The 25389-nt window shown below is 47.1% G+C and carries 25 protein-coding genes; 15 read left to right on the top strand and 10 right to left on the bottom strand.

All coding sequences use genetic code 11. The features are described 5' to 3' along the window. Positions 1–644 precede the first annotated feature (644 nt). On the top strand, positions 645–3485 hold the full coding sequence (acnA, locus tag ASC49_RS09520) for an aconitate hydratase AcnA (protein ID WP_055463013.1): 2841 nt from the start codon (positions 645–647) through the stop codon (positions 3483–3485). An 85-nt stretch (positions 3486–3570) separates the two neighbouring features. Then, complete coding sequence (gene gloA / locus ASC49_RS09515) at positions 3571–4095, top strand: lactoylglutathione lyase (RefSeq protein WP_055463012.1); 525 nt, start codon at positions 3571–3573, stop codon at positions 4093–4095. Between the two features lie 171 nt (positions 4096–4266). Here gloA and ASC49_RS09510 read toward each other — a convergent pair whose 3' ends face one another. Continuing rightward, entirely contained in the window at positions 4267–4824 is a 558-nt protein-coding gene (locus ASC49_RS09510; protein ID WP_055463011.1) for a DUF1439 domain-containing protein, read from the bottom strand. A 290-nt stretch (positions 4825–5114) separates the two neighbouring features. Here ASC49_RS09510 and ASC49_RS09505 point away from each other — a divergent pair, with 290 nt between their 5' ends. Continuing rightward, positions 5115–5831 carry a YccT family protein gene (locus ASC49_RS09505; protein ID WP_055463010.1) on the top strand — a complete coding sequence of 239 codons (717 nt, stop codon included), beginning with the start codon at positions 5115–5117 and terminating at the stop codon, positions 5829–5831. Positions 5832–5919: 88 nt separating this feature from the next. On the opposite strand, the gene ASC49_RS09500 is transcribed toward ASC49_RS09505, so the two are convergent. Then, on the bottom strand, positions 5920–6315 hold the full coding sequence (locus tag ASC49_RS09500) for a hypothetical protein (RefSeq protein WP_055463009.1): 396 nt from the start codon (positions 6313–6315) through the stop codon (positions 5920–5922). A gap of 252 nt (positions 6316–6567) precedes the next feature. On the opposite strand from ASC49_RS09500, the gene ASC49_RS09495 reads away from it, so the two are divergent. Then, complete coding sequence (locus ASC49_RS09495; protein ID WP_055463008.1) at positions 6568–7530, top strand: acyltransferase family protein; 963 nt, start codon at positions 6568–6570, stop codon at positions 7528–7530. 193 nt (positions 7531–7723) lie between these two features. Continuing rightward, the gene (locus tag ASC49_RS09490) at positions 7724–8683 is read left to right on the top strand and encodes an AraC family transcriptional regulator (RefSeq protein WP_055463007.1); all 960 of its coding nucleotides are present in this window, start codon (positions 7724–7726) and stop codon (positions 8681–8683) included. Positions 8684–8768: 85 nt separating this feature from the next. Here ASC49_RS09490 and ASC49_RS09485 read toward each other — a convergent pair whose 3' ends face one another. Further along, positions 8769–9845 (bottom strand): hypothetical protein, encoded by a 1077-nt coding sequence (locus tag ASC49_RS09485; RefSeq protein ID WP_055463006.1) that lies wholly within the window; start codon positions 9843–9845, stop codon positions 8769–8771. 306 nt (positions 9846–10151) lie between these two features. Between ASC49_RS09485 and ASC49_RS09480 the strand changes: the two genes are divergently transcribed. The 8 genes from ASC49_RS09480 to ASC49_RS09445 all read left to right on the top strand — a co-directional run bounded on the left by ASC49_RS09480 (position 10152) and on the right by ASC49_RS09445 (position 19682). Continuing rightward, the gene (locus ASC49_RS09480) at positions 10152–10400 is read left to right on the top strand and encodes a hypothetical protein (RefSeq protein WP_055463005.1); all 249 of its coding nucleotides are present in this window, start codon (positions 10152–10154) and stop codon (positions 10398–10400) included. Between the two features lie 199 nt (positions 10401–10599). After that, positions 10600–10995, top strand: a complete 396-nt coding sequence (locus tag ASC49_RS09475; protein ID WP_055463004.1) for a hypothetical protein — start codon at positions 10600–10602, stop codon at positions 10993–10995. 79 nt (positions 10996–11074) lie between these two features. Next, entirely contained in the window at positions 11075–12391 is a 1317-nt protein-coding gene (locus tag ASC49_RS09470) for a TolC family protein (protein WP_055463003.1), read from the top strand. After that, a complete protein-coding gene (locus tag ASC49_RS09465; RefSeq protein WP_055463002.1) occupies positions 12388–13890 on the top strand; it encodes an efflux RND transporter periplasmic adaptor subunit in 1503 nt (500 codons plus the stop codon). The genes ASC49_RS09470 and ASC49_RS09465 overlap by 4 nt, the downstream gene beginning before the upstream one ends. A 9-nt stretch (positions 13891–13899) precedes the next feature. After that, on the top strand, positions 13900–17025 hold the full coding sequence (locus ASC49_RS09460) for an efflux RND transporter permease subunit (RefSeq protein ID WP_055463001.1): 3126 nt from the start codon (positions 13900–13902) through the stop codon (positions 17023–17025). A 70-nt stretch (positions 17026–17095) separates the two neighbouring features. After that, positions 17096–17524, top strand: a complete 429-nt coding sequence (locus ASC49_RS09455) for a copper resistance CopC family protein (RefSeq protein ID WP_245624679.1) — start codon at positions 17096–17098, stop codon at positions 17522–17524. A gap of 176 nt (positions 17525–17700) precedes the next feature. Then, on the top strand, positions 17701–18327 hold the full coding sequence (upp, locus tag ASC49_RS09450; RefSeq protein ID WP_055463000.1) for a uracil phosphoribosyltransferase: 627 nt from the start codon (positions 17701–17703) through the stop codon (positions 18325–18327). Between the two features lie 38 nt (positions 18328–18365). Next, positions 18366–19682 (top strand): uracil-xanthine permease family protein, encoded by a 1317-nt coding sequence (locus tag ASC49_RS09445; RefSeq protein WP_055462999.1) that lies wholly within the window; start codon positions 18366–18368, stop codon positions 19680–19682. A gap of 100 nt (positions 19683–19782) precedes the next feature. Here the strand turns inward: ASC49_RS09445 and ASC49_RS09440 are convergent, their stop codons facing one another. The 3 genes from ASC49_RS09440 to ASC49_RS09430 form a co-directional block, all read right to left on the bottom strand. Beyond that, entirely contained in the window at positions 19783–20442 is a 660-nt protein-coding gene (locus ASC49_RS09440; RefSeq protein ID WP_055462998.1) for an OmpA family protein, read from the bottom strand. A gap of 133 nt (positions 20443–20575) precedes the next feature. After that, positions 20576–20998, bottom strand: coding sequence for a VOC family protein (locus ASC49_RS09435; RefSeq protein WP_055462997.1), 423 nt, complete (start codon positions 20996–20998; stop codon positions 20576–20578). 88 nt (positions 20999–21086) lie between these two features. Then, positions 21087–21413, bottom strand: a complete 327-nt coding sequence (locus ASC49_RS09430; RefSeq protein WP_055463132.1) for a hypothetical protein — start codon at positions 21411–21413, stop codon at positions 21087–21089. Between the two features lie 76 nt (positions 21414–21489). Here ASC49_RS09430 and ASC49_RS09425 point away from each other — a divergent pair, with 76 nt between their 5' ends. Beyond that, positions 21490–22521, top strand: a complete 1032-nt coding sequence (locus tag ASC49_RS09425; RefSeq protein ID WP_055462996.1) for a nucleoid-associated protein — start codon at positions 21490–21492, stop codon at positions 22519–22521. On the opposite strand, the gene ASC49_RS09420 is transcribed toward ASC49_RS09425, so the two are convergent. Beyond that, positions 22504–23151, bottom strand: a complete 648-nt coding sequence (locus tag ASC49_RS09420) for an HAD family hydrolase (RefSeq protein WP_055462995.1) — start codon at positions 23149–23151, stop codon at positions 22504–22506. The two genes, ASC49_RS09425 and ASC49_RS09420, sit on opposite strands and share 18 nt — an antisense overlap. A 127-nt stretch (positions 23152–23278) precedes the next feature. Continuing rightward, a complete protein-coding gene (locus ASC49_RS09415) occupies positions 23279–23554 on the bottom strand; it encodes a hypothetical protein (RefSeq protein WP_055462994.1) in 276 nt (91 codons plus the stop codon). Between the two features lie 132 nt (positions 23555–23686). Between ASC49_RS09415 and ASC49_RS09410 the strand changes: the two genes are divergently transcribed. Continuing rightward, positions 23687–24160: a DUF2947 family protein gene (locus ASC49_RS09410; protein WP_055462993.1), complete on the top strand. Its 474-nt coding sequence runs from the start codon at positions 23687–23689 to the stop codon at positions 24158–24160. A gap of 10 nt (positions 24161–24170) precedes the next feature. Here the strand turns inward: ASC49_RS09410 and ASC49_RS09405 are convergent, their stop codons facing one another. Further along, complete coding sequence (locus tag ASC49_RS09405) at positions 24171–24446, bottom strand: hypothetical protein (RefSeq protein ID WP_055462992.1); 276 nt, start codon at positions 24444–24446, stop codon at positions 24171–24173. A 115-nt stretch (positions 24447–24561) separates the two neighbouring features. Next, positions 24562–25272: a tRNA-uridine aminocarboxypropyltransferase gene (locus ASC49_RS09400; protein WP_055462991.1), complete on the bottom strand. Its 711-nt coding sequence runs from the start codon at positions 25270–25272 to the stop codon at positions 24562–24564. Between the last annotated feature and the right edge of the window lie 117 nt (positions 25273–25389).

Here is a 25389-nt window from a genome sequence, read left to right as displayed (position 1 = left end):
AAATTAACAAAACAAAGCAGTCGGACGGCTTTCAGCCGCCGCTGTTTGTGGCGTTAGTGCTTATGTGGGAGTATTGGAGAATTCAAGGATAAGGTATGTATATGAGCTCATTAAGAATACGAAATTTTAGAAATTTCTTAAGCGCAAATTCCAGTGAACATTGAGATCCAGTGCCCAAAAGTGACTCGACATTTTTTGTCATCTGCGAATCGTACTGGGTTAGTAGACATAGAAATAAGTACTTCTTGCCTAGTATTTTGGCAATCTCTGTCAGCATCGTCCCAGCCGCTACCAAATTAGCTTCGGCTGTATTTCGTTGTTTGGTCATTGCTGGCAATCGAAGAGTGTGCTGAACTAGTGGCGTTTCATATCGCTTTCATTCGATTAATACTAGCCATACTTTAACCTTGGTTAGGCTCCTCTCTGTGCCAACTGCGGCATGGGGGCTTACTGCTCTTCTCTGATTTCTAAGACTCTTCTTTGCAATATGCGCGTGATTTACCCATTTTGCCCCACACTGTGCACTAATCTTTATGTTGTTATGGTTATAAGGAGGTATTGGCAAAACACCATAGCCTCTAGCCATCAGCATAGGCGTTGGTTGGTCTATGTTTAGGTTCAGTAACAATGATAAGGACGCTACCATGAGTGATACGTTTAATGTGAAAGATACGATCTCGGTCGATGGTAAAGAGCATGCCTACTACAGTTTGCCCAAATTGACCGACACCTATGAGAACATCAGCCGCTTGCCATATTGCATGAAGGTTGTTTTAGAAAACCTGTTGCGTAATGAAGACGGTGGTCTGTCGGTGGGCAAAGACCACATTGAGGCGGTGGCCAATTGGGACGCCAAAGCAGAAGCCTCAAAAGAGATCGCTTTCATGCCGGCGCGTGTGGTGTTGCAGGATTTTACCGGTGTGCCATCGGTGGTTGATCTGGCCGCGATGCGTGATGCGGTGGTGAAGCTTGGCGGCAAAGCGGAGCAAATTAATCCGTTTATTCCCAGTGAGTTGGTGGTCGATCACTCTGTGCAGGTGGATGCCTATGGCCGCAAAGATTCGCTGGACTTAAATGAAAAAATTGAATTTAAGCGCAACCAAGAGCGCTATGAGTTTTTGAATTGGGGCAGTAATGCCTTTAAAAACTTCGTGGTGGTGCCGCCTGCGACGGGGATTGTGCATCAGGTTAACCTCGAATACCTTGCCCGTGTTGTCATGGCTTCGGAGGTCGACGGTGAGTTAACCGCTTACCCAGATACGGTGTTTGGCACGGACAGTCACACGACCATGATCAATGGTATCGGTGTGCTTGGCTGGGGCGTTGGCGGTATCGAAGCGGAAGCGGCCATGCTGGGTCAACCGTCTTCCATGCTTATTCCCCAAGTGGTTGGGTTTGAGCTGACCGGTAAACTGACGGAAGGGGTGACGGCCACCGATTTGGTGCTGCGTGTGGTTGAGATGTTGCGTGCCCATGGGGTGGTGGGTAAGTTCGTTGAGTTCTTTGGTGAAGGCTTACACAACATGCCGCTTGCCGATCGGGCTACTATTGCCAATATGGCGCCGGAATACGGGGCGACGTGCGGCATTTTCCCCATTGACCAGATGGCGATTGATTACTTGCGCCTGTCCGGTCGTGATGAATCTCAAATTAAGCTGGTGGAGCAATACGCTAAAGTACAAGGCCTGTGGCATGATGCCGACACGCCTGCTGCAAACTATTCCAGCAAGTTGGCGCTTGATTTGTCGTCTGTACAGCCCGCATTGGCGGGGCCAAACTTACCGCAACAACGCATCAACCTAGCGGATATGCATCAAAAGTTTGGTGACACCATCGCGCTGATGGCAAAAGGTCGTACCTCTGAAAGTGAAGCCAAGGCACGTTTTGATCACGAGGGCGGGGAGAGAGAGCAGGCCGACAACTTGGCCGCTGAGCCAATCATAGACGTCGATACGCAAACCGAAGAGAGTCAAGCCTACCGCCCAGCAAACGATGTATTTTCAAGCGTCAGTATTGATGACAAAAAGCACAAATTGCGTGATGGCTCAGTGGTTATTGCCGCGATCACCTCCTGTACCAATACGTCTAATCCAGCCGTGATGATCGGGGCTGGATTGGTGGCTAAAAAGGCCGCAGCAAAAGGCTTAAAAGCTAAGCCTTGGGTGAAAACCTCCCTCGCGCCGGGTTCTAAAGTGGTCACGGATTACCTAAAGAAAACCCACCTGATGGATGCGCTGGAAAAAACCGGCTTTTACTTGGTCGGTTACGGCTGTACCACTTGTATTGGTAACTCAGGGCCACTGCCTGAGGCGATTGAAAAAGGCATTGAAGAAAACGACTTAGTCGCGGCGGCGGTATTATCCGGTAACCGTAACTTTGAAGGGCGTATCCACTCACACGTCAAAGCCAGTTACTTGGCATCGCCACCGCTGGTGGTGGCCTACGCGCTGGCTGGGACAGTGGATATTGATTTGACGACCCATCCTATTGGTCAAGATCAAGACGGCAACGATGTGTACTTAAAAGACATCTGGCCCACCTCGGATGAAATTAACGAGCTGATCGCAAACAACATCGATGCCGACATGTTCCGTAAAAACTACGGTGAAGTTTTCGCCGGCAGTGACGCGTGGAATGCCATTAGCTCAGAGGACAGTCAGCTGTACCCTTGGAATGACGAATCGACCTATATCAAAAACCCACCTTTCTTTGAGGGGATGACGCTTGAGCCAGAGGGGATTCCTGATATCAAAGGGGCGCGTATCTTAGGTTTGTTCGGCGATTCGATCACCACCGATCACATCTCGCCTGCGGGCAACATCGCAGTGGATTCTCCTGCCGGTCAATACTTACAATCCCGTGGTGTGCTGAAGGAAGATTTCAATAGTTATGGCTCACGCCGTGGTAACGATGCGGTCATGACTCGAGGTACGTTCGCCAACATCCGTATCAAAAATACCATGTTGGGGGGCAAAGAGGGTGGCTACACCTACTATTTCAACGGCGACAACGCCACGCTTAAAGATGGCGAAGAGATGCCTATTTACGATGCTGCGATGAAGTACAAAGCGGAGCAGCGTCCTCTTGTGATTCTTGGTGGCGCGGCGTATGGCTCGGGCTCGAGCCGTGATTGGGCAGCGAAAGGTACCAGCTTGCTCGGCGTCAAAGCGGTATTGACCAGCTCATTCGAGCGTATTCACCGCTCGAACCTAGTGGGAATGGGCGTGTTGCCGTTGACCTTTAAAGACGGTGAAAATGCGGCGACCTACAAGCTAGACGGCTCGGAAGTGCTGAGCATTACAGGGCTGGATAATGGTAAGAGTAAGATGGCGACGGTGACCGCTACACGTGCCGATGGCTCGTCTGAAGTGTTTGAGGTCAATGTGATGCTACAAACGCCAAAAGAGTGCGAGTACGTGCGTCATGGTGGCGTACTGCACTATGCACTACGCCAATTGGCCCGTGAAAACAGTGTTTCAGAATAACGGGGTAGCGGGTTGGAGCCCGCTAAAGCATTGATTTTCATCGTTTAACCCCCACCTTTGATTTATCAGTAAAGGAGGTATGAATATGAGTCGTCATTTTGAGCAAGCCGAGGGCTTGTGTGAAGAAAAAGATCCGGCAACCAATGGGTTTGTGTTTAACCAAACCATGCTGCGTATCGCTGATCCGGTGCGTTCGCTAGATTTCTACACGCGTGTGATGGGGATGACGCTATTGCGTAAGTTGGATTTTCCTGAAATGGAATTCAGCCTGTACTTTTTGACCTACGGCGAAGATTTCTCGGATGTTAGCAGCGATGAAGCTAAGCGCACCGCGCAAACTTTTGGTCGTCCGGCGGTGCTAGAATTGACGCACAATTGGGGAGATACGGCCGACACTGTGCAGTATCACAGTGGCAACAGTGATCCACGTGGCTTTGGTCATATTGGCTTCCATGTGCCGGATTTAGAAGGCGCGTGTCAGCGCTTTGAAGATCTGGGCGTGACGTTTCAGAAAAAGTTGTCGGATGGCAAGATGAATTACATTGCCTTTATCAAAGATCCAGACGGTTACTGGATTGAGATTTTCGACGCAAATCGTGTGCAGAGTTAAATCGAGCTAGGCGATGTATCTAATTCTGAACAGGCTCACTTATTGTTTTAAAGTGTCAATTGAAACGCTGGTTTAGTAATTAAGACAAATTGACGTCAGGTTGAGGTATTGAGCCCTTATCCAAGCTTGGATAAGGGCTTCCAACGCGCTTTTCTGCCCAGAAAAGCAGTTTTACTGTCTTGGTTTAAGCGCTAGTTTGCCTTGTTCAATCGTTAGGTTCAGCGGTACGCTGGACAATAGCTGAATGGCATTATTGGTGGTGTCGAGTGTGTAAACTGGATTCGATGCTAAGTAGCCGTTGATGAGCATCATGACTTCATTGCTAAGCGGGGCTAAGTTGCCTTTGTAACCCGCTGCATCCACTGTGCTGTCTAATAATGCTAATGAGTGCACGAAGATCGCTTTTTTCTCGCTGTCGTAGTAGGGCGTGCCTTCTAGTTTAAGGTTCAGCTTGGCTGGGTAATTAAAGCCAAACACGCCGATACTTGCTGTGGCTTGGGTGCCTAGCTGAATCACATCTCGGCCATCTGGGCCAATGTTTACGCTAATATCATCGATTGCTAAGGTCATTGGGATGGCGCCGAGCTTGGCGTCTGTTTGCAGTTCCCCAAGTTTGCGGTCTAGCACTTGCTCTAATTCGGCATTAGAGACCGTGTAAGTTGACAGTTGCGATAAGGTCGCGCAACCACTAAGCAGGATGGCAAAACAAGCAGTCAGGAAAACTTTCATATGAGGCTCTTTAAAGTGAATCAAAAAGTTAGTTTAGCGTGTCTTGGGTGAGTATGTAAAAACTCTAGTGGGTGTTGTGATGAATACTGTTCCAGATGATACAAGTTGTTTTGATCTGATATAAATGAACGTGTGTATTGTCCTTTTTATCTAAGTTTTTCTCTAAAAAAAGGCAGCAATTAGCATTTTTATCTAGGGCAGAGTGAAGATAAGAAAAACTCTAAACACTTTGTGGTAGGTTACTGATTAAAATAATGATGGGTTAATATCACTGTTAAGGAGTCGCCAAGGTGAGTTTACGTTCTAATATTGTGATGGGTATGTTGCTAGGGGCGAGCAGCCTTTCAACGTTTGCGGCCACGTTTGAGGTGCCACGAAACTTCCAAATTATGTATGTAGATCTAAAAAGTCCCGGTAGCTTTGGTGGTGACTTCAAAACGGAAGTGGCTGCGGGCGAGCGTCAATTTGTGGTGCGTTTCAATCAGCGCGTTGGCGGTGGCAGTAATGCAGAACAGTTTCAATCTGAGCCTTTTATCATTGATGTGAACGTGGCAGAGGATTCCAATATTGTCCTTGAAGCGCCTTACTTCTTCCGCAAAAACGATGCCGCGAGTTTTGCTAAGTCGCCAGAGATTACTTTGGTTGATAAAGGGAGCGAGGCGGAGCTGGATTATGAGATGCGTATGCTGCCAGCTAAGCCTGGTGTTCAGGTGATGCGTGATTACAAGAGTGAAGTACGTGACTTCACTAAGACCTACAAGCAGCCTGCGGTAGATACGCCGATGCCAGCCCCAGCGACGGTTGCTGCAACAGAAGAGTTGGAAATGCTGAAGTTTTGGTACAACAAAGCGGACGCTGGCACACGCAAAGATATGCGTATTTGGATGGTGGAGCATTCACACCAGCCAAAGACAGCCAGTACCGCCTTTGAGATGCTAGGTTTCTGGTTTGAAAAGGCCTCTGCAGCTGATCAAAAAGCCTTCCAAATTTGGTTGCTGAACGAATAATCTGCACAATGAACGCCTGAAGCCGATTTGTTTTCAAATCGGCTTTTTTCTGGAAGGATGAATGCTTGATTTAGTGAATGGGTAAGCTTTAGCGACGGTTCACGTGTATATGGACAGTGGCTTCTCTATTAATGGTCTCCACATCAATGTATTCGCCTTCTGTGGTTTTCAACCCTCCGCACAAAACACACGTTTGATACTGGCTTAGGCTGAAAGTCAAAGGTGTGCCTTCTTTGCTTGGCAATTCAAACGTCGTTTCAAAAAGGCGATAGGGTGGCATAGACAATCTAAGGATCGCCACTAATGTTGGATAACCTTGTTTGCCGGTTAATTCTTCTATTTCACTGAGCGTGTAATCGCTAATGTCTGGCCGAGATTTAACAAGGGAGGCAATTTCTGCACAGAAGCTTCCTTGCGGGTAGAGTGTGTCATCCATCAGCTGAGCAAGTCTTCGTTGTGTTAATTTGATTTGTTCACTAAACATACATTCAAATCCGTTGAGTATATGGTTTAAATCTAGAACACTTGGTCAAATATTTCTGTTGATGGTGCGATGCATCCAATGGGCTTTTGTTAAAAAGTAATTCACGCAGTATTGTCAATGTTTCAAATTGTAATCTTTGAACGCTTCGACGGCGCCTTTCATGACTTTCTGCTCTTCAAATAAATGAGCTGCTCATATTTTTGCAATCTTCTGTTGCTAAAACCAATCAATAGCTCAGACATTGGAGGAGTGATGGCGCGTTCGATATTGCTTGATGTGCTACGAATAGTGGCCATCGGTTTGGTGTTTGTGGCGCACTTTGGGCAGGTTTTGGGCCATTGGAGCGGGGATTTTTTCGGCCTGAAAAATTTCTATTATGTGAGTTTGGGAGGCGTCGGCGTGACCATGTTTTTGGTCTTATCCGGCATCTTGGCAGGTTTAACGGACTTACCTAAACAAACACCGTATGGCACTTACCTATGGAAAAAAGTTCTGCGTATCTACCCTCTGTACTGGTTGTCCATTCCGGTAGTTGTGGTGGCTTTTGTGCTCGAAGGGTTGTTGCTGGAAGGGGAGTGGCGCTATCCATTTCCTAATGGCTTGAGCACGGATTTTGTCGGTAGTTTCACTGGTTTCTATGCTTGGTTTGGGCTCTGGGGCGGGCCTTATAATCCGCCCAGTTGGTTTATTGCGCTGATAATTACCTTGTATGCCATGTTTCCTCTTATAGCCTTTTTATTACGTCGCTGGCCTAACCAGACCTTGTTCGGCTTATTGCTGGTGAGTCTTATTAGTCGTTGGTATGTGGGGCGCTATGGCGTGCCATTTGTACCCAATGATTGGTGGGATGGTGTCGAAGAGTGGGCTTATCGCTTATACGGCTTTATGCCGGGTCGCCCTGGCGATTGGTTTCCATTGTGCCGAGTGTTTGAGTTTGGCTTTGGGATCTGGCTTGCCTTGAAGTTAAAGCCAACTTGTTGGTTGCTGTTAAATGGCTTGCCCAATCTCTTGAAAAAGCCCATTACTCGGTTGAGTGATCTGTCTTTTGCTCTGTTCTTAATTCACGTGCCATGGTTGTTTTTACTTAGCTGGTTCATGGATCTGGGGATGAACGTCGCCGGTTCGGTGGTGATTGTGCTGTTATTTAACAGTATTTTGGCAAACTATTTACAGCGCATAGACCAAAAAATCCCCCGAAAACGTTGGTTTTTGTAGCCCTCTTGAGGACTTGTTCAATCTTTTGGCCTCTAGAGCTTATGCTAATAATTGATAGTTCTTTCACAAATTTGGATGACCTACTTCCTATCACAAGCATTAGACTTTAATTGTTTAGCCTATAAACAAAATGTCTAAGGGAATAACTCTCTATCCTTGGTTACATAACAATAATTATACGTTGGGGGTTGATATGACAATTTGTCTTACTGCTTGTGATCACGAAGTCAGCGGTATTTCTGCGCAATCTGTTTCTAGCTTTTTAATGAGTAAGCATTTTGGAGAGCATGAGCTGATTCAGAAATCCTCTTACTTGGCTCAGGCCGGTATAAAATTCAAAAGCTTTGGTGAGCTGTCGATTTCAGAGCACAGTTTTGGCTGTGAAGTACAGATGCAAACGCCGATGATGTCAGATATTTACCATTTGCAGGTAATGCTTGAGGGTGAAAGTCTGGTGCAATGTCACGGAAAATCTGAGCATTTAAGTGCGGGTGATGCGTTGATTGTATCGCCAAACTCTCCGTTAATTAGTCATTACAGTGCGGACTGTCGCAAGTTAGTTATTCGTATTCCTGTGAATTTTATGGTGCAAACTGCGCGAGAGTTTGGCTACCGGATTTCGAAAGACAGCATTGTGTTTGATTTTGAGAAGCAGCCGCTGCCTACATCGGGTTCTTTTATTAGCTTGTTGAATGATATTTTACAGCAGCCACAAGGCAGTTTGTGCGAGCGTGGTTTGATGTACTACAGCAAGCTTCTGGCCAATGCGATTTTTGGTACCTTTGCCAGTAATGTAAACCCTGTCAATATTGCCCACACTAGCCAACATCGATTGGTCGAGCGTATTCGTGAGCACGTTTTAAGCCATATCACGCAAGATATTAGCATCGACCACTTGGCTGAAATTTGTCAGATTAGTCGCAAGTCACTTTATAATCTATGCGATCGTGAATTGGGCATGACACCATCTTCTTATGTGCGTTGTTTAAAACTTGAAGGCGTTCATATGGAACTGAGCCAAAATGAGAGAATTCGAAATGTGACGGAAGTGGCGATGAAATATGGCTTTACTAATTTGGGGCGATTTTCGGCGCAGTACCGAGAGCATATTGGTGAGTTGCCTTCTCAGACATTGCGTAGCATCACTTGCTAAAAAATTGCTTTTGAAAACAAATAACCCAAGCAAAGGGGAGCTTGGGTTATTTGCAGTCGCTTGCATTAATAAGTGAATCAGAACATTAGAACTTGTACATTGCCATCAGTTCTAGCTGCTTGCCCGCCGGGCGGACAGAAGTGCCTTGAGAGGATGGTGGACGGTTAGCCGCATTTTGATCACGTAATTCAAAGCCTAGCTCAACATTTGGCATGTAAGTGTAAATCATGTTAAACGCCGTCTGTTTTAGAGTGTCTTCAGCAAGGCTCGATTCATCTGCTTTTACTTGGCCGTAACGTAAGTTAGCGCGAAGTGTGTCAGAGAATTTATGGCCGATACCTGCACTAAAACCTGTTGTAGTGATCAAGTCGCCATTGGCGTTAACTTCCATTTGACCGTCTAGGCCTCGTGCACCGTTATAACCCCAGCCAGCGTAAATCGCAGCACCTTCACCAGTGAAACCACTTAGGCTAAGTGATGTATCGCCAAATTTTAGTTTGGTCGCTAGAGAGATGGCTGCACCGTATTCTGACTCATCGTCAGAGCTTACGGTTGGTGTTGTGTCTACTTCGCGACCTGTTACCGCTACGTTAAATGCATGGCCATTGGTGCGATATGTGTATTGTGCAACTAGATCTGGAGAGTCAGCATTGCTGTAAAGTGGGTCTTGCAACGTTAGACGCATGCCATCTTTGACATAGTGAACCACTAGATCTGGGCGGATAGGAGCGCCGTTACCAGCAATCGTACCAATACCAAGACCCCAGAAGTTTAGCGTTTCCGTATCAAATGGAGCATTGGCAAAGAACTGACCGTTCCATGTTTGACCAACGGTTAAATTGTCAATGTTGATGTAGGCATGACGAAGGCGCCAAGCATAGCTACTGTCTTGAGATGTGTTGTTATCCCAAAAGTCACCTTCAATGAAACCACGTACATTGTGACCATCTACTACGCTAGATGTGCCCAAGTTAAAACGTGATTGACGAACACTACCTTCAACAGAATTTTCACCTGAATCAGGGTGGTCGAATACTGTCTCTGCTTTTAAGTAACCCCCGACGCTAAATTTAGTGCCGTTGAACTCGCCCAGTTCGACAGCGAAGATTTGCGACGAAAGACCTGCGGCCAATACTGCCAACGCTACTTTTGATTTCATCATACTTTACAGCCTTCATTATTATCATTGTTAATAAGGTGTAATAACTATGGCAAAGCTGTGTAAATCCGAATATTCAAATAGTGTAATCTTTGTACATTGTGTAAGTAACAAGGTTGCTGTCTAGATGGGGCTCTTTTAGAGGCGAGCTGAATAAAATAAATAAGATTTATGCCAAGTAAGACATGAATCACCAAGCCTTCTAAATAGATCAATTTTTAGACGCTTGTAACATATTGTCATAATTAACTGGTGTATAACTTACTTGTAAGCCACTGAGCTTTCCTAAAATCGCTAAGGAGGTTGGTCATGTCTATCTATTCGGAAGTGTTTGCAGGTAACAATATTCGTGTCGCGGAGTTTAAAGAAGGGCGCTATTTTAACAAAGCAGATTTGCTGCGTGCGTCTGGTCAATCCCCATTGCAGGATTCAGATACGCAGTATTTGGATATTTTAGAGGCATCAAAGCTGGTGGGGTTCGAAAAGGAAAGACTGTTAGAAGCGATGCAGTTATGGGCGCCACATTTGTGTCCTCAGCACACCATCGAAGTGCACTGACTTAGCCAGCCTTCAGACTTGAAAAGCGCATGAATCAATGCGCTTTTCTTGTAATGTCTGTCCTGTCCTCAAATGCTTGGACATGCTTTTTATAGAGAAAGCGATAAAAGTTATATCTGAGATATGAAAGCGTTTGCTTTCAGGAGAAATCTCTATTAACTTCAGTGCGTTATTTCAATACATAGTGATTTATAGAGCAATGCAACGACTGCACTTAACTAACCAAGTCAATACTAAGCAAGGGTATTTATGCCTGTTGCTATTGCTTGTATCGTTAGTGTTTTCGGGTCTAGCGTCCCTAAAAATGACGCTGGAGATGTTGCCTAGTCAGTCGTCGGTGAGTGCTATGCAAATGGTACACGCGGACAGTCAAGCGCATAAACATTGCCACAGTGACAATGCTTCGACTTGCCAGATGAGTGATAACGACCACGATCATCAGGGGTGTACTCAAGCACACTGCAGTACCTTACCTGTCTTGGCGACACCTTATCATTTTATTTCCATTGCACTGCAGGTTGAGCAGCGCGATTTTATCGCCCCCATGACCTTGTCTGGTGTGCCGAATACGCCCTATATCCCTCCGATTGCTTAAAACTCTAGATTCCTAATGTGATGTATGAAGCTTTGTCTTCATGCATGTCTATTTAGCTAGATTTTTATGAGCAAACATAATGTTCCAATTAAAGACGACTGCACTTCGTGCCTGCGCGGCACTGAGTCTATTGGCGTTGGCGAGCTCTGCTTACGCTGAACCCTTGACCCTAGCGCAAGCGGTTGAACAAGCGATTAAACAAGATGCTTGGCTCGCCTCCAACAGCAAACAGCAGCAAGCTTCTATGGCTTTAAGCCAAGGGGCCACGGCATTGCCTGATCCCAAAATTACGCTCGGTTTACTGAATATGCCAACCGACACGTTTGATTTTGAGCAAGAAGCCATGACGCAAATGAGCGTGCAGGTCACGCAAATGTTTCCTGCTGGCGATACCTTGAAAATCAATAGCAATCAGTATCGCGTTAAAGCTAAGCAAGCCCAATGGCAGCGCGCCAATCGCATTGCCTTAGTGGAAAAAGACGTCACACGTTTGTGGCTGACGTCGTATTACTATCAGCGAGCGTTAGCTATTGTTGAGCAAAGTAAGCCGCTGTTTGAGCAATTAAACGATGCGGTGGTGAGCAACTATCGCTCTTCCTATGGCTCCGCCCGACAGCAAGATCTGGTGCGTGCTGAGCTTGAATTGAGCAAATTAGATCAGCGTTTAATTGAGCTAGCCCAAGCTAGAGATAACGCTGTGAATCAGCTTAAACAGTACCTTCCAGAGCAATTTTCAACGCAGTTGACCATTGCCAATCAGCAGTCGGCGTTGGATGCCTTGGTGATTGTGCCGGAGCAAATGTCTCAGTCGCTAACCACCTGTCTAACCAATCACCCGTTAGTGAAGTTGCTGGATGCGCGCAGTGATAGTGCACAACTGGATCAGTTGCTGGCCGAGCAAAAGTACAAACCCCAATGGGGGGTGACACTGGGCTATGGCTATCGTGGCGATGCGCCTAATGGCAACGATCGAGCAGACTTAGCGTCGTTAGCAGTCAGTGTCAGCTTACCTATTTTTTCCAGCGTACGTCAGGATGCAGAAGTGTCTGCGGCTCGTTTACAGGCCGAAGCCTTGTTGTCGGACAAAGAGCTGTTACTGAACGAGCTGAAAGCCCGTTATCAAGCGCTGATGAGCAATTGGATGCAGCTCAAAAATCGAGAAAACCTCTATCAGTCGAAATTGTTGCCACAGTACCACGCCAGCAGTGAAGCAGCGCTGAACGCTTATACCCGAAACGATGGCCGTTTTGTTGATATCGTCCAAGCACGCATTGCCGAGCTTAACGCTCAAGTCGAGTTATTAGGCATCCAAGTGGAGCAAAGCAAGCAGGCAGCCGAGCTGCATTATCTATTAGCCAGCCAGAGTGAAGCCCATTTAAAAGGAGAGCAACTATGAAAGGATTAGCCTATGTCGGCACTTTGGTGTTGGGTGGCGCTTTAACCTACGGTGCTTTGCAAATGGGCTGGCTGCCTAGCACTTCGCAAGCGTCGTCAAGTTCGGCGAGCAGCACCGAAAAGCAGCCTTTGTACTGGGTCGCGCCGATGGACCCTAATTATCGTCGTGATGAACCGGGTAAATCGCCCATGGGCATGGATTTGATTCCATTCTATGGGGATGAAGGCGGTGAAAAAATGGGCGCAGGGACAGTCAGTGTTGCCTCTGAAGTGGTGAACAATCTCGGTGTGCGCACGGGCGTTGCCGAGCGTGGCCAGTTAAGTACCCATATTCGTACCGTGGGCTATTTGGGCTATAACGAAGAGCAAATTGTGCATGTTCACCCACGTGTTGATGGTTGGATTGAGAAAAGCTTTATCAAAACTAATGGTGACAAGGTTGAGCAGGGCGCGCCCTTGTTTGATTTGTACTCGCCAACCTTGGTAAATGCTCAAGAAGAGTTTGTGTTTGCCCTAGGGCGTAAAGATGCGCGCATGATCAAGGCCGGTGAAGAACGCCTACAGGCACTGCAAGTGCCGCAGAGCTTTATTGATCGCTTAAAGAAAACACGCCAAGTGTCACAAACCGTTCGCTTTTTCGCACCGCGTTCTGGGGTGGTGGATAATCTGTCGATTCAAGATGGTTTCTACGTGACGCCTGCGAAAACACTGATGTCGATTGCCGATCTGTCTGAGCTCTGGCTCGAAGCGGAAGTGTTTGAACGTCAAGCCAGCTGGGTCAAGGTGGGGCAATCGGTCAGTGCTGAATTAGATTTCTTGCCCGGTGAGCGCTTCCAGAGTCAGGTGGACTTTATCTATCCCACCCTTGATCCCAATACCCGTACCTTAAAAGTGCGAGTGCGCTTGGACAATCCCGATGGCCGTTTGAAGCCGAAAATGTTTGCGCACATTGATATTGATGCCAAACGTCAGGGCGAAACGCTACTGGTGCCAAAAGAAGCGGTGATTCGTGGCGCGAAACAGAACCGCGTGGTGTTGGCATTAGGGGACGGACGTTTTAAATCCATCGCCGTGGAAGTCGGCGCTTTTTCAGATAAGCAGGCAGAAATCCTATCGGGTCTTCAGGTCGGAGATCAGGTGGTGACGTCGGCACAATTTCTGTTGGACTCTGAATCTAGCAAGACATCAGACTTTAAACGTATGACCAGCGCTGAGGATATGTCTGATAAGGAGATGTCTTCAGAAGCCGCTGCCGCCCCACCAGAAAATGTTTGGGTCAAGGCCAGCGTAAACAGCATTGATCCAGGCAATGGCAAGTTGAACGTCAATCACGCTGCGATTGCTGAATGGAATTGGCCAAAAATGACTATGGATTTCTATGCCGCTGAGTGGCTAGACCTAGAGGCTTTGCCGCTTGATGTCGATCTACAGCTGGAAATTATCCGTGAAAGTAGCCCCCGTTATGTGGTGAGCGATTTTCTGGAAACGGATGATCAATAAGGAGCGATTATGATTCATAGCATTATTTATTGGTCCATTAATAATCGCTTTTTGGTGTTGTTGGCCACGCTTATTTTAGTCGGGCTAGGGCTGTATTCGGTGAAGAATACACCGGTGGATGCGATCCCTGATTTGTCCGATGTGCAGGTGATTGTCAAAACCAGTTACCCAGGCCAAGCGCCGCAAGTGGTCGAGGATCAAGTGACCTATCCGCTGACGACAGCCATGTTGTCCGTACCTGGGGCGCAAACCGTACGAGGCTTTTCCTTTTTTGGTGATTCCTATGTCTACGTGATCTTCGATGAAGATACCGATATGTACTGGGCGCGAAGCCGTGTGTTGGAGTATTTGAGCCAAGTAGCGCCGTCGCTGCCCAGCAATGCGCGTCCACAGTTGGGCCCAGATGCAACCGGTGTAGGCTGGGTGTATTTGTATGCACTGGTCGATCGCACGGGCCAGCATGACTTGAGCGAACTGCGCTCATTACAGGACTGGTTCTTGAAATACGAGCTGCAGACCGTGCCGGGGGTGTCAGAAGTGGCGCCAGTGGGCGGTATGGTGAAACAGTATCAAGTACAGGTGAATCCAGAAAAGCTACGCGCGTTTAATATGCCGCTTAGCCTGATCAAAATGGCGATTGAGCGCGGCAACCAAGAAGTGGGTGCCTCTGTCATTGAGATGGCTGAAGCCGAGTACATGGTGCGCACCTCGGGTTATATCCAAAGCGTTGAAGACTTAGAAAACATTCCGTTAGGGGCGAATGATAGCGGTGTGCCGATTTTGCTAAAAGATGTGGCCGATATCGTCAAAGGCCCACAGATGCGCCGGGGTGTTGCCGAGCTAAACGGTGAAGGGGAAACGGTCGGTGGTGTGGTGGTGATGCGTTTTGGTGAGAACGCGCAACAAACCATTAATGGGGTGAAAGCCAAACTTGAGACCCTGAAAAGCAGCTTGCCTGACGGTGTAGAAGTGGTGACGGTGTACGACCGCTCCGGCTTGATCGACAGTGCCGTGGACAACCTTTGGTCAAAACTGATCGAAGAGTTCATTGTCGTGGCTTTAGTGTGTGTGCTGTTTTTGTTCCATGTGCGTTCCTCTTTGGTCGCGATCATCAGTCTTCCGGTTGGCATCCTAGCTGCTTTTATTGTTATGCACTGGCAAGGCATCAATGCCAACATCATGTCCTTGGGCGGGATCGCCATCGCCATTGGTGCCATGATTGATGGCGCGATCGTGATGATCGAAAACCTGCACAAACATATTGAGAAAACGCCACTGACCAAGGAAAACCGTTGGCAAGTGGTGGCCAAAGCCGCTTCGGAAGTGGGGCCTGCGCTGTTCTTCAGCTTGCTGATCATCACTGTCAGTTTTGTGCCGGTGTTTACCTTGGAGTCCCAAGAAGGACGCATGTTTGGCCCCTTGGCCTACACCAAAACCTATGCCATGGCGGCTTCGGCGGCGTTGGCGATAACCTTGGTGCCCGTGCTGATGGGTTACTTTGTGCGTGGTAAGGTGCTCCCTGAGCATAAAAACCCAATCAACCGTAGTTTAACGGCGTTGTATTTACCGGTGCTGAAACGAGCCTTGCATTACCCCAAAATGACCATAGTGGTTGCGGTTGGTGTGTTTGCCATCGGTATGTGGCCGTTGGATAAATTGGGCAGTGAGTTTATCCCGAATCTAGACGAAGGCGACTTGATGTACATGCCGACGACTTACCCAGGGATCTCCATTGGTCAGGCGCGTCAAACCTTGCAACAAACCAATAAGCTGATTGCCTCCGTGCCAGAGGTTGAGACGGTCTTCGGTAAAGTAGGGCGTGCGGAAACCGCGACCGATCCCGCACCGCTGACCATGATTGAAACCTTTATTCAGCTAAAGCCTAAGTCTGAGTGGCGCGATGGCGTGACTACCGAGTCCCTGAAGCAAGAGCTGGATCGGCTGGTTAAGGTGCCGGGTGTCACCAATGCTTGGGTAATGCCGATTAAGACCCGTATCGATATGCTGGCAACCGGTATTAAAACACCGGTAGGTATCAAGGTGGCGGGGCCTGATTTGGCCGTCATTCAGGGAATTGGTCAGCAGCTTGAACGGGTACTGAGTAAGGTTGAAGGCACAGCTTCGGTCTACTCTGAGCGCGTAGCAGGTGGTCGTTATATTAAGGTCGATATTCAACGTGCTAAAGCCGCTCGCTACGGCCTTAATATTCAAGAAGTGCAGCAGCTGGTGGCTTTGGCGGTGGGGGGTATGAATGTTTCCACCACGGTGGAAGGCCTTGAGCGTTACCCAATCAATATTCGTTACCCGCAGTCATACCGTGACTCGCCGGAGCAATTGTCCTTGTTGCCAATCGTTACGCCTAGTGGTCAGCGTATTGCATTAGGCGATGTGGCCAATGTCTATCTAGAAGATGGACCGCCAGGGATTAAGAGTGAGAACGCACGCTTAAATGGATGGACCTTCATCGACATCGACGGCATGGACTTAGGGCGTTATGTGGAACATGCCAAAGAAGTGGTGGCTAAGGAAGTGGATTTGCCAGCGGGCTATTCGCTGAATTGGTCTGGGCAGTACGAATACATGGAGCGGGCGAAAGAGAAGCTAACCTATGTGGTGCCACTCACTATTGCCATTATCTTGGTGCTGCTATACCTCAATTTCCGTTCGCCGATGGAAGTCGCCATCATCATGGCTACTTTGCCGTTTGCCATGGTCGGTAGTGTTTGGTTGATGTATCTACTGAACTTCAATTTCTCGGTGGCGGCCGGTGTGGGCTTTATTGCTCTAGCTGGGGTGGCGGTTGAGATCGGTGTCATCATGTTGGTTTACCTCAACCAAGAGTGGCAGACCTTTAAAGAGCAAGCCGCTAACTTAACCAAAGAGCAACGCCAAGAGCGTTTGCTTGACGCGGTGATGCATGGCGCGGGCTTACGAGTGCGTCCCGTTATGATGACCTCTGCGTCGATCATTATTGGTCTGTTGCCGATTCTATTTGCCACCGGTACAGGTTCTGAAGTGATGAGTCGTATTGCGGCCCCAATGGTGGGCGGCATGATCAGTGCGGTGGTGCTGACCTTAGTGGTGCTCCCCGCGGTGTACTATTTATGGAAACGCTTTGAACTTGCCAAAGTGTGACAGACAACCGGATGCAGTGGTTGTCTGCGTCCACTTTGAATTTAAGTGAACTTCAATAGGAGAAGGAATCATGAAAGCAGTGAAACTTACTTTAGCCGCAGTAGCCATTGCTGTCTCTGCCGGCGCGATGGCGGATAACTCAGGTCGAGGTATGGAGCATGGTGAAATGGATCACGGTTCAATGCCGGATGTTTCGATGAACCACGATGGCATGGGCAGCATGATGCACTCAACTTACCCTGAAGACGGCGCTATGATGATGGCGCCAGTGGAGCATCTATCGCTTCATTTTACTCAGCCCATGCAAGTGATGAATGTAAAGTTGGTTGGCTCTGATGGTAAACCTGTTGCGCTTAAGTACAAACGTGGAGGTGAAGCAATGCAAGAGTTCACGATCAATTTGCCAAAGCTTGAGCCAGATACGTATCAAGTGCACTGGAAAGCCAAAGGCCAAGACGGCCATATGATGGATGGTGCCTACGGTTTTATGCAGCACTAATGGCTATTATTGCTAGCAAGGCGCTTGGTAACACAAGCGCCTTTTTTATTTGGCACAATTTTTTCATGCTTTCTAGAGCTAACTACGCAAAAACTGGGCCATCTCATATCGCCTCAAACGGGGTAATGTGCGAAAATGACCGTTTAGTCAAGATCAATGCTATTTAAGAGGTTTCCATGAGCGTTTATGAAATTCGCCACCCCCTAGTTCAACATAAGATTGGCTTAATGCGTAATCAGAAAATGAGTACGCGTGGTTTTCGTTTGTTGGCGTCAGAAGTGGGTAATCTGCTGACTTATGAAGCAACGAAAGATCTTGAACTTGAAGAATACGAGCAAGATGGCTGGTGTGGTCCAACTACTTGCCAGCGTATTAGTGGTAAAAAGATCACTGTCGTGCCCATTCTTCGTGCGGGTTTAGGCATGTTGGATGGTGTGCTTGAGCTGATTCCCAGTGCTCGTATCAGTGTGGTGGGTATTTACCGCGATGAAGAAACACTCGAACCAGTGCCTTACTTCGACAAGCTGGCGAGCGATATTGATCAGCGTATGTCGCTGGTGGTGGATCCCATGTTGGCGACAGGCGGTTCATTGATCGCAACCATCGATCTTTTGAAGAAAAACGGTTGTGACAGCATTCGTGCATTGGTCTTGGTGGCTGCACCGGAAGGCATCAAAAAAGTGCAAGAAGCACATCCTGACGTAGACATTTACACCGCGTCAATTGATAGCCACTTGAATGAACAAGGTTATATCGTGCCGGGTCTAGGCGATGCGGGCGATAAGATCTTCGGCACTAAATAATAATTTAGTATTCAATCATTAGTCTTGGTTCCCTTCACATGACAACACCAACTTCTACTACTCAACAGGACAACATGCTTGCGGGCTGGCGTCTGGCTTTAGCTGGGGCGCAAATGCTATTCGTAGCATTTGGGGCTTTGGTCTTAGTTCCTTTGATTACGGGTCTAAATCCAAGTGTGGCATTGTTCACCGCAGGTTTAGGGACGTTAATTTTCCAACTGTGTACGAAACGTAGTATGCCAGTCTTCTTGGGCTCGTCGTTTGCCTTCATTGCCCCGATCATTTTTGCGGTGGAAACTTGGGGACAAGCCGCGACCATGGGAGCTTTGTTTTGTGCGGGTCTAGTGTACGTTTTGCTATCCATTCTAGTGGCAATTCGTGGCCCTGGCTTCCTGCATCGTCTATTGCCACCCGTTGTAACGGGGCCGATCATTATGGTAATTGGTCTGGGTTTGGCGCCCGTTGCCGTAAACATGGCATTAGGTAAAGCGGGTGATGGCTCTGTGCAGTTGTTCCCTTATGCAGATGCCATCTTAGTGTCTATGCCAGCATTGCTGACCACCTTGCTGGTTGCTACTTATGCGAAAGGTGTCTTCCGACTTGTGCCAATTATCGCGGGTGTGGTGGTTGGCTATGTCGTGTCCTTATTTATGGGCATTGTCGATTTCACTAACGTACAACAAGCAGGTTGGTTGAGTGTGCCTGCGTTTATCATGCCTGAGTTTCATCTAGCAGCGATTTTGTTTATGTTACCGGTTGCGATTGCGCCAGCGATTGAGCATGTGGGTGACGTACTAGCGATTGGCTCGATTACGGGTAAAGACTACGTGCAAAAGCCTGGTCTACATCGCACCTTGCTAGGTGATGGTTTAGCGACGTCAGCAGCGTCTTTGTTCGGCGGCCCACCAAACACGACTTACTCTGAAGTAACTGGTGCGGTCATGCTGACCAAAGCTTTCAACCCTGTGGTGATGACGTGGGCAGCAGTATTTGCTATTGCCTTAGCCTTTATCGGAAAATTTGGCACCATGCTACAAACCATTCCAAGTCCGGTAATGGGCGGCATCATGATCCTGCTGTTCGGTTCGATTGCTGGTGTGGGTATGAATATCCTGATTAAGTCACGTGTTGACTTAGGTGTTCAGCGTAACCTAGTGATTGTAGCGGTGACCTTGGTGTTTGGTATTGGTGGTATGACACTTGGCTCTTCTGGCTGGCATCTACAAGGCGTGAGTTTATGTGGTCTAGTGGCGATCTTCCTAAACTTGATTCTGCCGCACGCTGATCAAACTAATGATCTACACGAAGAACAAGAAGTGGTGGAAGACATGGTTCACCATGGCGAAAGCAAATAGCTATAAACTGGCTTTTATGTGAAAAAGAAAAGGGTGGGCACTCAGTGCTCACCCTTTTTGGCTTTATAGAGATAGAGGTGTAGTGGGTACGTTTAAGGCTTTAGTAGCTTCCGTTGAATGCACTGTTTGGTGCAAGCTCTGGCTCCATGCCCATGTTATCAACACTGTAAATATTCCAGCGCTTGGTTTGCATGGTTTGCTCGCTATAGACTTCTGCCACCACGCGTCGATTTTTCTCTCGGCCTATTGGCGTGTCATTGGTTGCTATAGGGCGGGACTCGCCGTAACCAATACCGCGTATGCGATTACGATCAATTCCAAACTGTCGAATCACGACTACCGCGATAGCATTTGCACGGTTTCTTGAAAGCTCGATGTTTGATTCATCATCACCAACGTTATCCGTATGGCCTTCAATAACAACAGTCGTATTTGGGTTGGCATTCATGAAGTCAGCCAGTTTCTGAATTTCTGAATAGTAAATGGGTTTAACGTCAAACTTGCCAGTATCAAACAGAACTTCAAGATTAATAGACTGCAAATGTGTTGACTTGCTAGGGCAGCCATCATTATCCACTTTCGCTCCCTGAGCTGTTTGGGGGCAAAAATCTCGAATATTAATGACACCATCTTTGTCTTCATCTGCAATATTAGGCATCAATGGCTGTGCGTCATACAGGGGTTGATTGGCGAAGCTAAAAGGTGTCACAGCAACACCAAGCAAGATCATGCTATTTCGGGCAATTGATTTTAGAATCATTGTGCTATTCCGTATTTCCGTTGGCTATACAAATATAGTGGCAGAAACATCCTTGTCTTTATGTAAATCAATTTAGCAGAGGCCAATAAACTTCAAATCTTTGTTACCAAACTTAAAGTTTTGTTAACAAATGTTACCAAGAGCCGGTATTAGCCATAGATGCCCAAGGTTCTTGAGGTTCTAATGAGCCATCCTTTTGTAGTAGCTCAATGGAAATGCCATTAGGATCTTTAATAAATGCCATGTGACCATCGCGCGGTGGGCGCAGTATGGTGATGCCCATATTCTGCAAATTTTGACAAACGTCGTAGATGTTTTCGACTTCAAAAGCTAAATGACCGAACTGATCTCCGCCAGAGTAGGTGCGATCATCCCAGTTATGGGTAAGTTCCACTTCGGGTGCGCCAGGTTCTGTAGCGTAGTAAATCAAAGAAAATTGGCCCTGCTCGCTGTCATAACGGCGTGTTTGTACCAGACCGAGGCCATCGGTGTAGAATTCATGGCTAGCTTCTGGGTCTGTCGTGCGGATCATAGCGTGAAGATATTTGATGGACATTTTGCTTTCTCCTGTAAGTGATTTTTCCTTATGGTAGTGGAACTTAGGAGCCGGAGCAAAAGTCGAGAAAAGCTTACAGGGACTTTCCTTAATCTTCCCAAACGTAGCGAATAGGATCACCAAAATCGTCGTAGATAACTTTCTTTTTCGGTTTTCTTGGTTTGTTTGCGGGTAACGCTGTGGCGGGGGATTTCTCAGACTTTCGTTGCTGTATAGCGGCAACCACATGATTAAGCGGCGTACGTTCTTTTTTAGGCTCGATAAACCCCATGTGGCTCGTGTTATACTTGCCATCTTGTAAACCGGAAGCACCCATTTCGACTTGCTGTATTTCACCTTGCTGGCGAATGAAGCTTTCGATTTGAGACTCAATTTCCTTTCGAGTTTGTGCCTTTGTCTTCGTTGGTTTTGTCATATCGATGATTATAGCTGTGTCCATTACGGCATAAGAAGTGTCACAAACCAATCATACTAATAGTAAGAGGTCGCTAGTGTCTATTGTCAATTTAATTGTCCATGAAGTTCAAAAAGCGGAAGGGGAGTCCAAAGCGCTCTTAGTAGCGCGTCCCAATGAAAATCCGATTGACGCTGAAGCCGAACAATTGGCTGCCAAGGTGACACACCTTTTTAATCGTTCTGGTATGAATACAGGACAATTTTCTAATCCAGAAGGGAGCGATGACGGTAGTAAGTTGCCTGCTTTACTGCACAAGCACTTCAATGGTGAGGCGTTTGATGACTTTGCTGCGTTTACTAAAGCTTGTGCGGCTGAATACGTGCGTTATCTTGAGCCTGTTAATGAGGCGGAAGGTGGCTTGTTGTGGTTTAACCATTATGAATTAGGTGGCTCGCACTTTTTATTTATTGTGCTCCTTAAACGCAAAGCCGGAATTACGTTAGGCGAAGATTTAAGCTTTGCTCAAGTTCATCAATTGGAAACAGATAAGTTGCACATGGCTTTGCGCGTTAACTTGTCGGCTTACCATGACCGTGATGACACCCGTTATATAGCGTTTCGATTTGGCAAGGCGCCCAAATGGGAAAGTGAATATTTCACACAGTTTATTGGTTGTGATGAGCCGAAAGTGGCAGCCAAAGAAACTCGCAAGTTGGTCGAAGCAGCATCGGCTTTTTGTCAGTCTCAGTCCCTACCATCTAAAGCTGCCAACGACTTTAAGCGTGCTGTGGCTGAGCAATGCCTTGAAAAAGCGGAAGAGCGAGAGCCATTAGAGTTGTCAGAAATTGCTCGTCAAATTGAAACGCGATTTTCACCGGAGCAGGCAAGTAAGTTTCTTGAGCTGGCTGAGTCCGATGCCTTTCAAGTAGAAAAAGAAATTTTTGTCGAAAAAGCAGCACTTAAAAAGCTAACGCGAGCGTCAGGATCAAACCGATCCCTAACGCTGAGTTTTGATACGGATTTATTGGGTGAGAGCATTCAGTTCAATGCCGATACAGGTGAACTGACGATCAAAGACCTGCCGCGTAGCTTGCTTAAGCAGCTTATGTCACTTGAGTCCAAGTAATGTCATTAACTCTGGCATACTGTTAAATGTCAGAGTTGCTCCTGCATCAAGTTGTGCTTGTGCGGTGAAAACCGCGCTGTAAGCCAATACGGTTGCTCCAGCGGCAACACCTGCCCTGATCCCCGCTAAGGAATCTTCTATAACAATGCAGTCTTGCGGTGCCACACCAAGTGCTGAGGCGGCTTTTAAATAGAGATCGGGAGCGGGTTTCCCTTGCTTTACATCGTCCACAGCAAAGCGGGTGTGAAACACATCCGACAGCTGAATCAGTTCAAGTTTAAGTTCAAGTTCTTCGCGTTGAGCATTAGTTGCCATCGCGATAGGGCATTGAATGGCGCTTAGCAGCTCAGTGACACCTGGAATAGGTTGCAGTGAAGTCTTGATGCTGCGTTGAAACTCATCTCGGAATTGACTGGCAAAGTTTGCGGGTAATGCTTTTCCGAGCATTGACTCGGCAAGGGCTAAATTTTCTTGGTTAGTGTGTCCGGCAAATTGTGTATGCAAGGTGTGCTCGTCAAGGTGAAGTCCCTGCTCGGCAAGCATACGTTGTAGAATATTAGAAGAAAGTGTTTCGGTGTCTACTATTACGCCGTCACAATCGAATAAAATAGCTTGGTAGCTAAAGCGCATGACAACTCCTTTAAGGTGGATGTGTTGGTGCGAAATGATTGTAGCGAGAGCGATAAGAGAAAGGGAGGGATGTTATTTTTTTTCTTCCCAATTACTGAGTTATTGCAAATTGTGAGTTGGCTCAACCTTAGTGGCTGGAAATGTGGGCGTTAGCGCTCTGTTGTTTGGCTAATAATGGTGATGCAGTCATCATGTTATAACTGGATTTGAGTGCGCTAAGTACTTTTTTGGCAAAAGTTGAAATTTTCTTACTTAGGGCAATCTCGGAAGCGTTTTTAGTTGCAAAGCCCCAATTGTTTAGCAAGGCTTCGTATTGCTCTTGAGAGTCTTTCGTTTTCTTTGCAGCGCCTGTGTAGTGCAGGTTGTATAGTGCGGCTGTGTTAACATCTTCGGAAGTGTACATAGTCAGTCTCCATGAGTGATTTTTTGAAAATGTAGTTTTATTACTACATTTGTAGGTTAGTTGTTTGAGTTTTATTCTTCAAACGATGCTTTTTCACGAATTAGGTTACTTTTTTTCAACAATAGAGGTTGTATGTCTCAATATCGATCATTAGCGGATAGTGGTAAAGAGTGGGTCTTTCGTCGAGAAGAGCCCTTTGTAACGCAGGAAGATCGTGCCGCTATTTTATTAATGACCGAATCCGCCGGTGCGAACATCTGGCGTGATTACATTTCGGATGCTTTTCTATATCCCGATTTGTTCAGTAAAGATATGTGGGTAAAAACCGGTAAGACAGGGGAAGATGACTGGGAGTCAGTATGGGAGTCGGATGAGCTTAAGCTGCCTGAAGGTGTTTTGACTCATTGTGCGAATTGGGGGGACGACACCAAGGTGTATTTCTGTTGCCATGCAGACTTTGTTATTGAAACCACATGGGGGGGCTTTGCGCGTAGCTGGAAGGCCTTTCTGTTTCTAGACAGTGATGCCGTACTGGTGGGACGTAAGAAGAAGCAAGCCTTGCAGTTTTGCGAAAATGGCCAAGTGGCTTTATTGCTAAGACCCTAAAATAGAGTCCTTATTCGCTTTCATCTAAAATGGCGAAAGAGAGGCATGTACTGAATAGTACGCCACCCACCAAGATAGGTGGGCTTGGAAATGCCAGTATCAAGAACCCTGTGCCGGTCCAGAGGGTACGAACTAGGCGCCGCTTGGCTCGATAGTGTTTGCTAAAGCGTCTGTAATGGGCATGCTTCGAGGGTTTTTGGTCGTCGAAAAAGTCTCGTTGATACCAGCTTGGCATGAGTACTGATAGTGCCAGCTGAATGTGAAAAGAGATAAATGCTTTTAACATAGTGCTTCACCTAACAAACTGAGGACTACAATCTGACCTGATGCAGATGTTCCCTTAGTTTAGGTGATTCTAAAGCTTTTGCAGTTTTATTGTTTCTTTGGAATCTTTGCCGCGACTAGGCTGGGGTAAGCGTCTTTTGCCTGTGTCGACTCCACATGCTGTGATTGTTGAATACGTGATAATAGTGCGCTAACGCTTGGCTTTGTTGTATAGCATTGGCTTGGGCTAGCAGCATGGCGACCACTTCAGCGGTGGCAAATTGATTATCGTGTTTAGCATGCCTTACCTTAAAAGAGCGGATAGCCTCTTCGTTAATGGCGAAGGTAGAGAAGTCATCAAGCCAGCGACTTTGATGCAGCATCTTGCTAGCCAAACGCCAAGTGGCATCCAAAACGATCACATTCAACGGTGTATCTAAATCTAAGGGTGGAAGGTCGTGCAGGTGTGTGCCAGCGTTCTCACGTTTTTCGGTGCTGGGGAAAAGGATGATGTTATTGCCAGAAAATGACTTTAAACGCTCTAAAAGCAGGTCGTTGGGAGCAGTGCGTGACCACAGATAAGCGTCGGTTTGCTGTGGAAATAGGTCGGCGATAAGGCGACCACTATTAGTCGGCTTGTGTATCTCTGTACAGTGATAGAGCAGAGTGAAATGAAGTGGGCTCTGCATGGTTTTTCGTTGATCACAGAAACAAGCAAAAGTGGCCATCAAGCAGGATGGGCAACGTTCTGCGTTGGCACCACGGGCGATAAACTCTCTGCGGCTACCTTCTTTTGCAAATTCTCTGAGGTGATCAACGCAGTGAGGCGGGTGTTTCAATGTAATCATGGCTTTATATGTAGTGATACTGATAACAGGTTTATAGTGTGGTTGACTAGGGATTCTGACGATTTTTTATGTATTTTTCTATTAAAAATCAGCCTGCTTTACGCAAAATATGCAAAT

It is taken from the genome of Marinomonas fungiae, from assembly GCF_001418205.1.
Taxonomy (GTDB): domain Bacteria; phylum Pseudomonadota; class Gammaproteobacteria; order Pseudomonadales; family Marinomonadaceae; genus Marinomonas; species Marinomonas fungiae.
This window is presented reverse-complemented; position numbering and strand designations above follow the sequence as displayed.

What these genes read in the sequence shown, in the direction of transcription:
- acnA (WP_055463013.1), top strand. Translation starts at nt 645, where the DNA reads ATGAGTGATACGTTTAATGTGAAAGATACGATCTCGGTCGATGGTAAA.
- gloA (WP_055463012.1), top strand. Translation starts at nt 3,571, where the DNA reads ATGAGTCGTCATTTTGAGCAAGCCGAGGGCTTGTGTGAAGAAAAAGAT.
- ASC49_RS09510 (WP_055463011.1), bottom strand. Translation starts at nt 4,824, where the DNA reads ATGAAAGTTTTCCTGACTGCTTGTTTTGCCATCCTGCTTAGTGGTTGC.
- ASC49_RS09500 (WP_055463009.1), bottom strand. Translation starts at nt 6,315, where the DNA reads ATGTTTAGTGAACAAATCAAATTAACACAACGAAGACTTGCTCAGCTG.
- ASC49_RS09495 (WP_055463008.1), top strand. Translation starts at nt 6,568, where the DNA reads ATGGCGCGTTCGATATTGCTTGATGTGCTACGAATAGTGGCCATCGGT.
- ASC49_RS09490 (WP_055463007.1), top strand. Translation starts at nt 7,724, where the DNA reads ATGACAATTTGTCTTACTGCTTGTGATCACGAAGTCAGCGGTATTTCT.
- ASC49_RS09485 (WP_055463006.1), bottom strand. Translation starts at nt 9,845, where the DNA reads ATGATGAAATCAAAAGTAGCGTTGGCAGTATTGGCCGCAGGTCTTTCG.
- ASC49_RS09480 (WP_055463005.1), top strand. Translation starts at nt 10,152, where the DNA reads ATGTCTATCTATTCGGAAGTGTTTGCAGGTAACAATATTCGTGTCGCG.
- ASC49_RS09475 (WP_055463004.1), top strand. Translation starts at nt 10,600, where the DNA reads ATGCAACGACTGCACTTAACTAACCAAGTCAATACTAAGCAAGGGTAT.
- ASC49_RS09470 (WP_055463003.1), top strand. Translation starts at nt 11,075, where the DNA reads ATGTTCCAATTAAAGACGACTGCACTTCGTGCCTGCGCGGCACTGAGT.
- ASC49_RS09465 (WP_055463002.1), top strand. Translation starts at nt 12,388, where the DNA reads ATGAAAGGATTAGCCTATGTCGGCACTTTGGTGTTGGGTGGCGCTTTA.
- ASC49_RS09460 (WP_055463001.1), top strand. Translation starts at nt 13,900, where the DNA reads ATGATTCATAGCATTATTTATTGGTCCATTAATAATCGCTTTTTGGTG.
- ASC49_RS09455 (WP_245624679.1), top strand. Translation starts at nt 17,096, where the DNA reads ATGAAAGCAGTGAAACTTACTTTAGCCGCAGTAGCCATTGCTGTCTCT.
- upp (WP_055463000.1), top strand. Translation starts at nt 17,701, where the DNA reads ATGAGCGTTTATGAAATTCGCCACCCCCTAGTTCAACATAAGATTGGC.
- ASC49_RS09445 (WP_055462999.1), top strand. Translation starts at nt 18,366, where the DNA reads ATGACAACACCAACTTCTACTACTCAACAGGACAACATGCTTGCGGGC.
- ASC49_RS09440 (WP_055462998.1), bottom strand. Translation starts at nt 20,442, where the DNA reads ATGATTCTAAAATCAATTGCCCGAAATAGCATGATCTTGCTTGGTGTT.
- ASC49_RS09435 (WP_055462997.1), bottom strand. Translation starts at nt 20,998, where the DNA reads ATGTCCATCAAATATCTTCACGCTATGATCCGCACGACAGACCCAGAA.
- ASC49_RS09430 (WP_055463132.1), bottom strand. Translation starts at nt 21,413, where the DNA reads ATGACAAAACCAACGAAGACAAAGGCACAAACTCGAAAGGAAATTGAG.
- ASC49_RS09420 (WP_055462995.1), bottom strand. Translation starts at nt 23,151, where the DNA reads ATGCGCTTTAGCTACCAAGCTATTTTATTCGATTGTGACGGCGTAATA.
- ASC49_RS09415 (WP_055462994.1), bottom strand. Translation starts at nt 23,554, where the DNA reads ATGTACACTTCCGAAGATGTTAACACAGCCGCACTATACAACCTGCAC.
- ASC49_RS09410 (WP_055462993.1), top strand. Translation starts at nt 23,687, where the DNA reads ATGTCTCAATATCGATCATTAGCGGATAGTGGTAAAGAGTGGGTCTTT.
- ASC49_RS09405 (WP_055462992.1), bottom strand. Translation starts at nt 24,446, where the DNA reads ATGTTAAAAGCATTTATCTCTTTTCACATTCAGCTGGCACTATCAGTA.
- ASC49_RS09400 (WP_055462991.1), bottom strand. Translation starts at nt 25,272, where the DNA reads ATGATTACATTGAAACACCCGCCTCACTGCGTTGATCACCTCAGAGAA.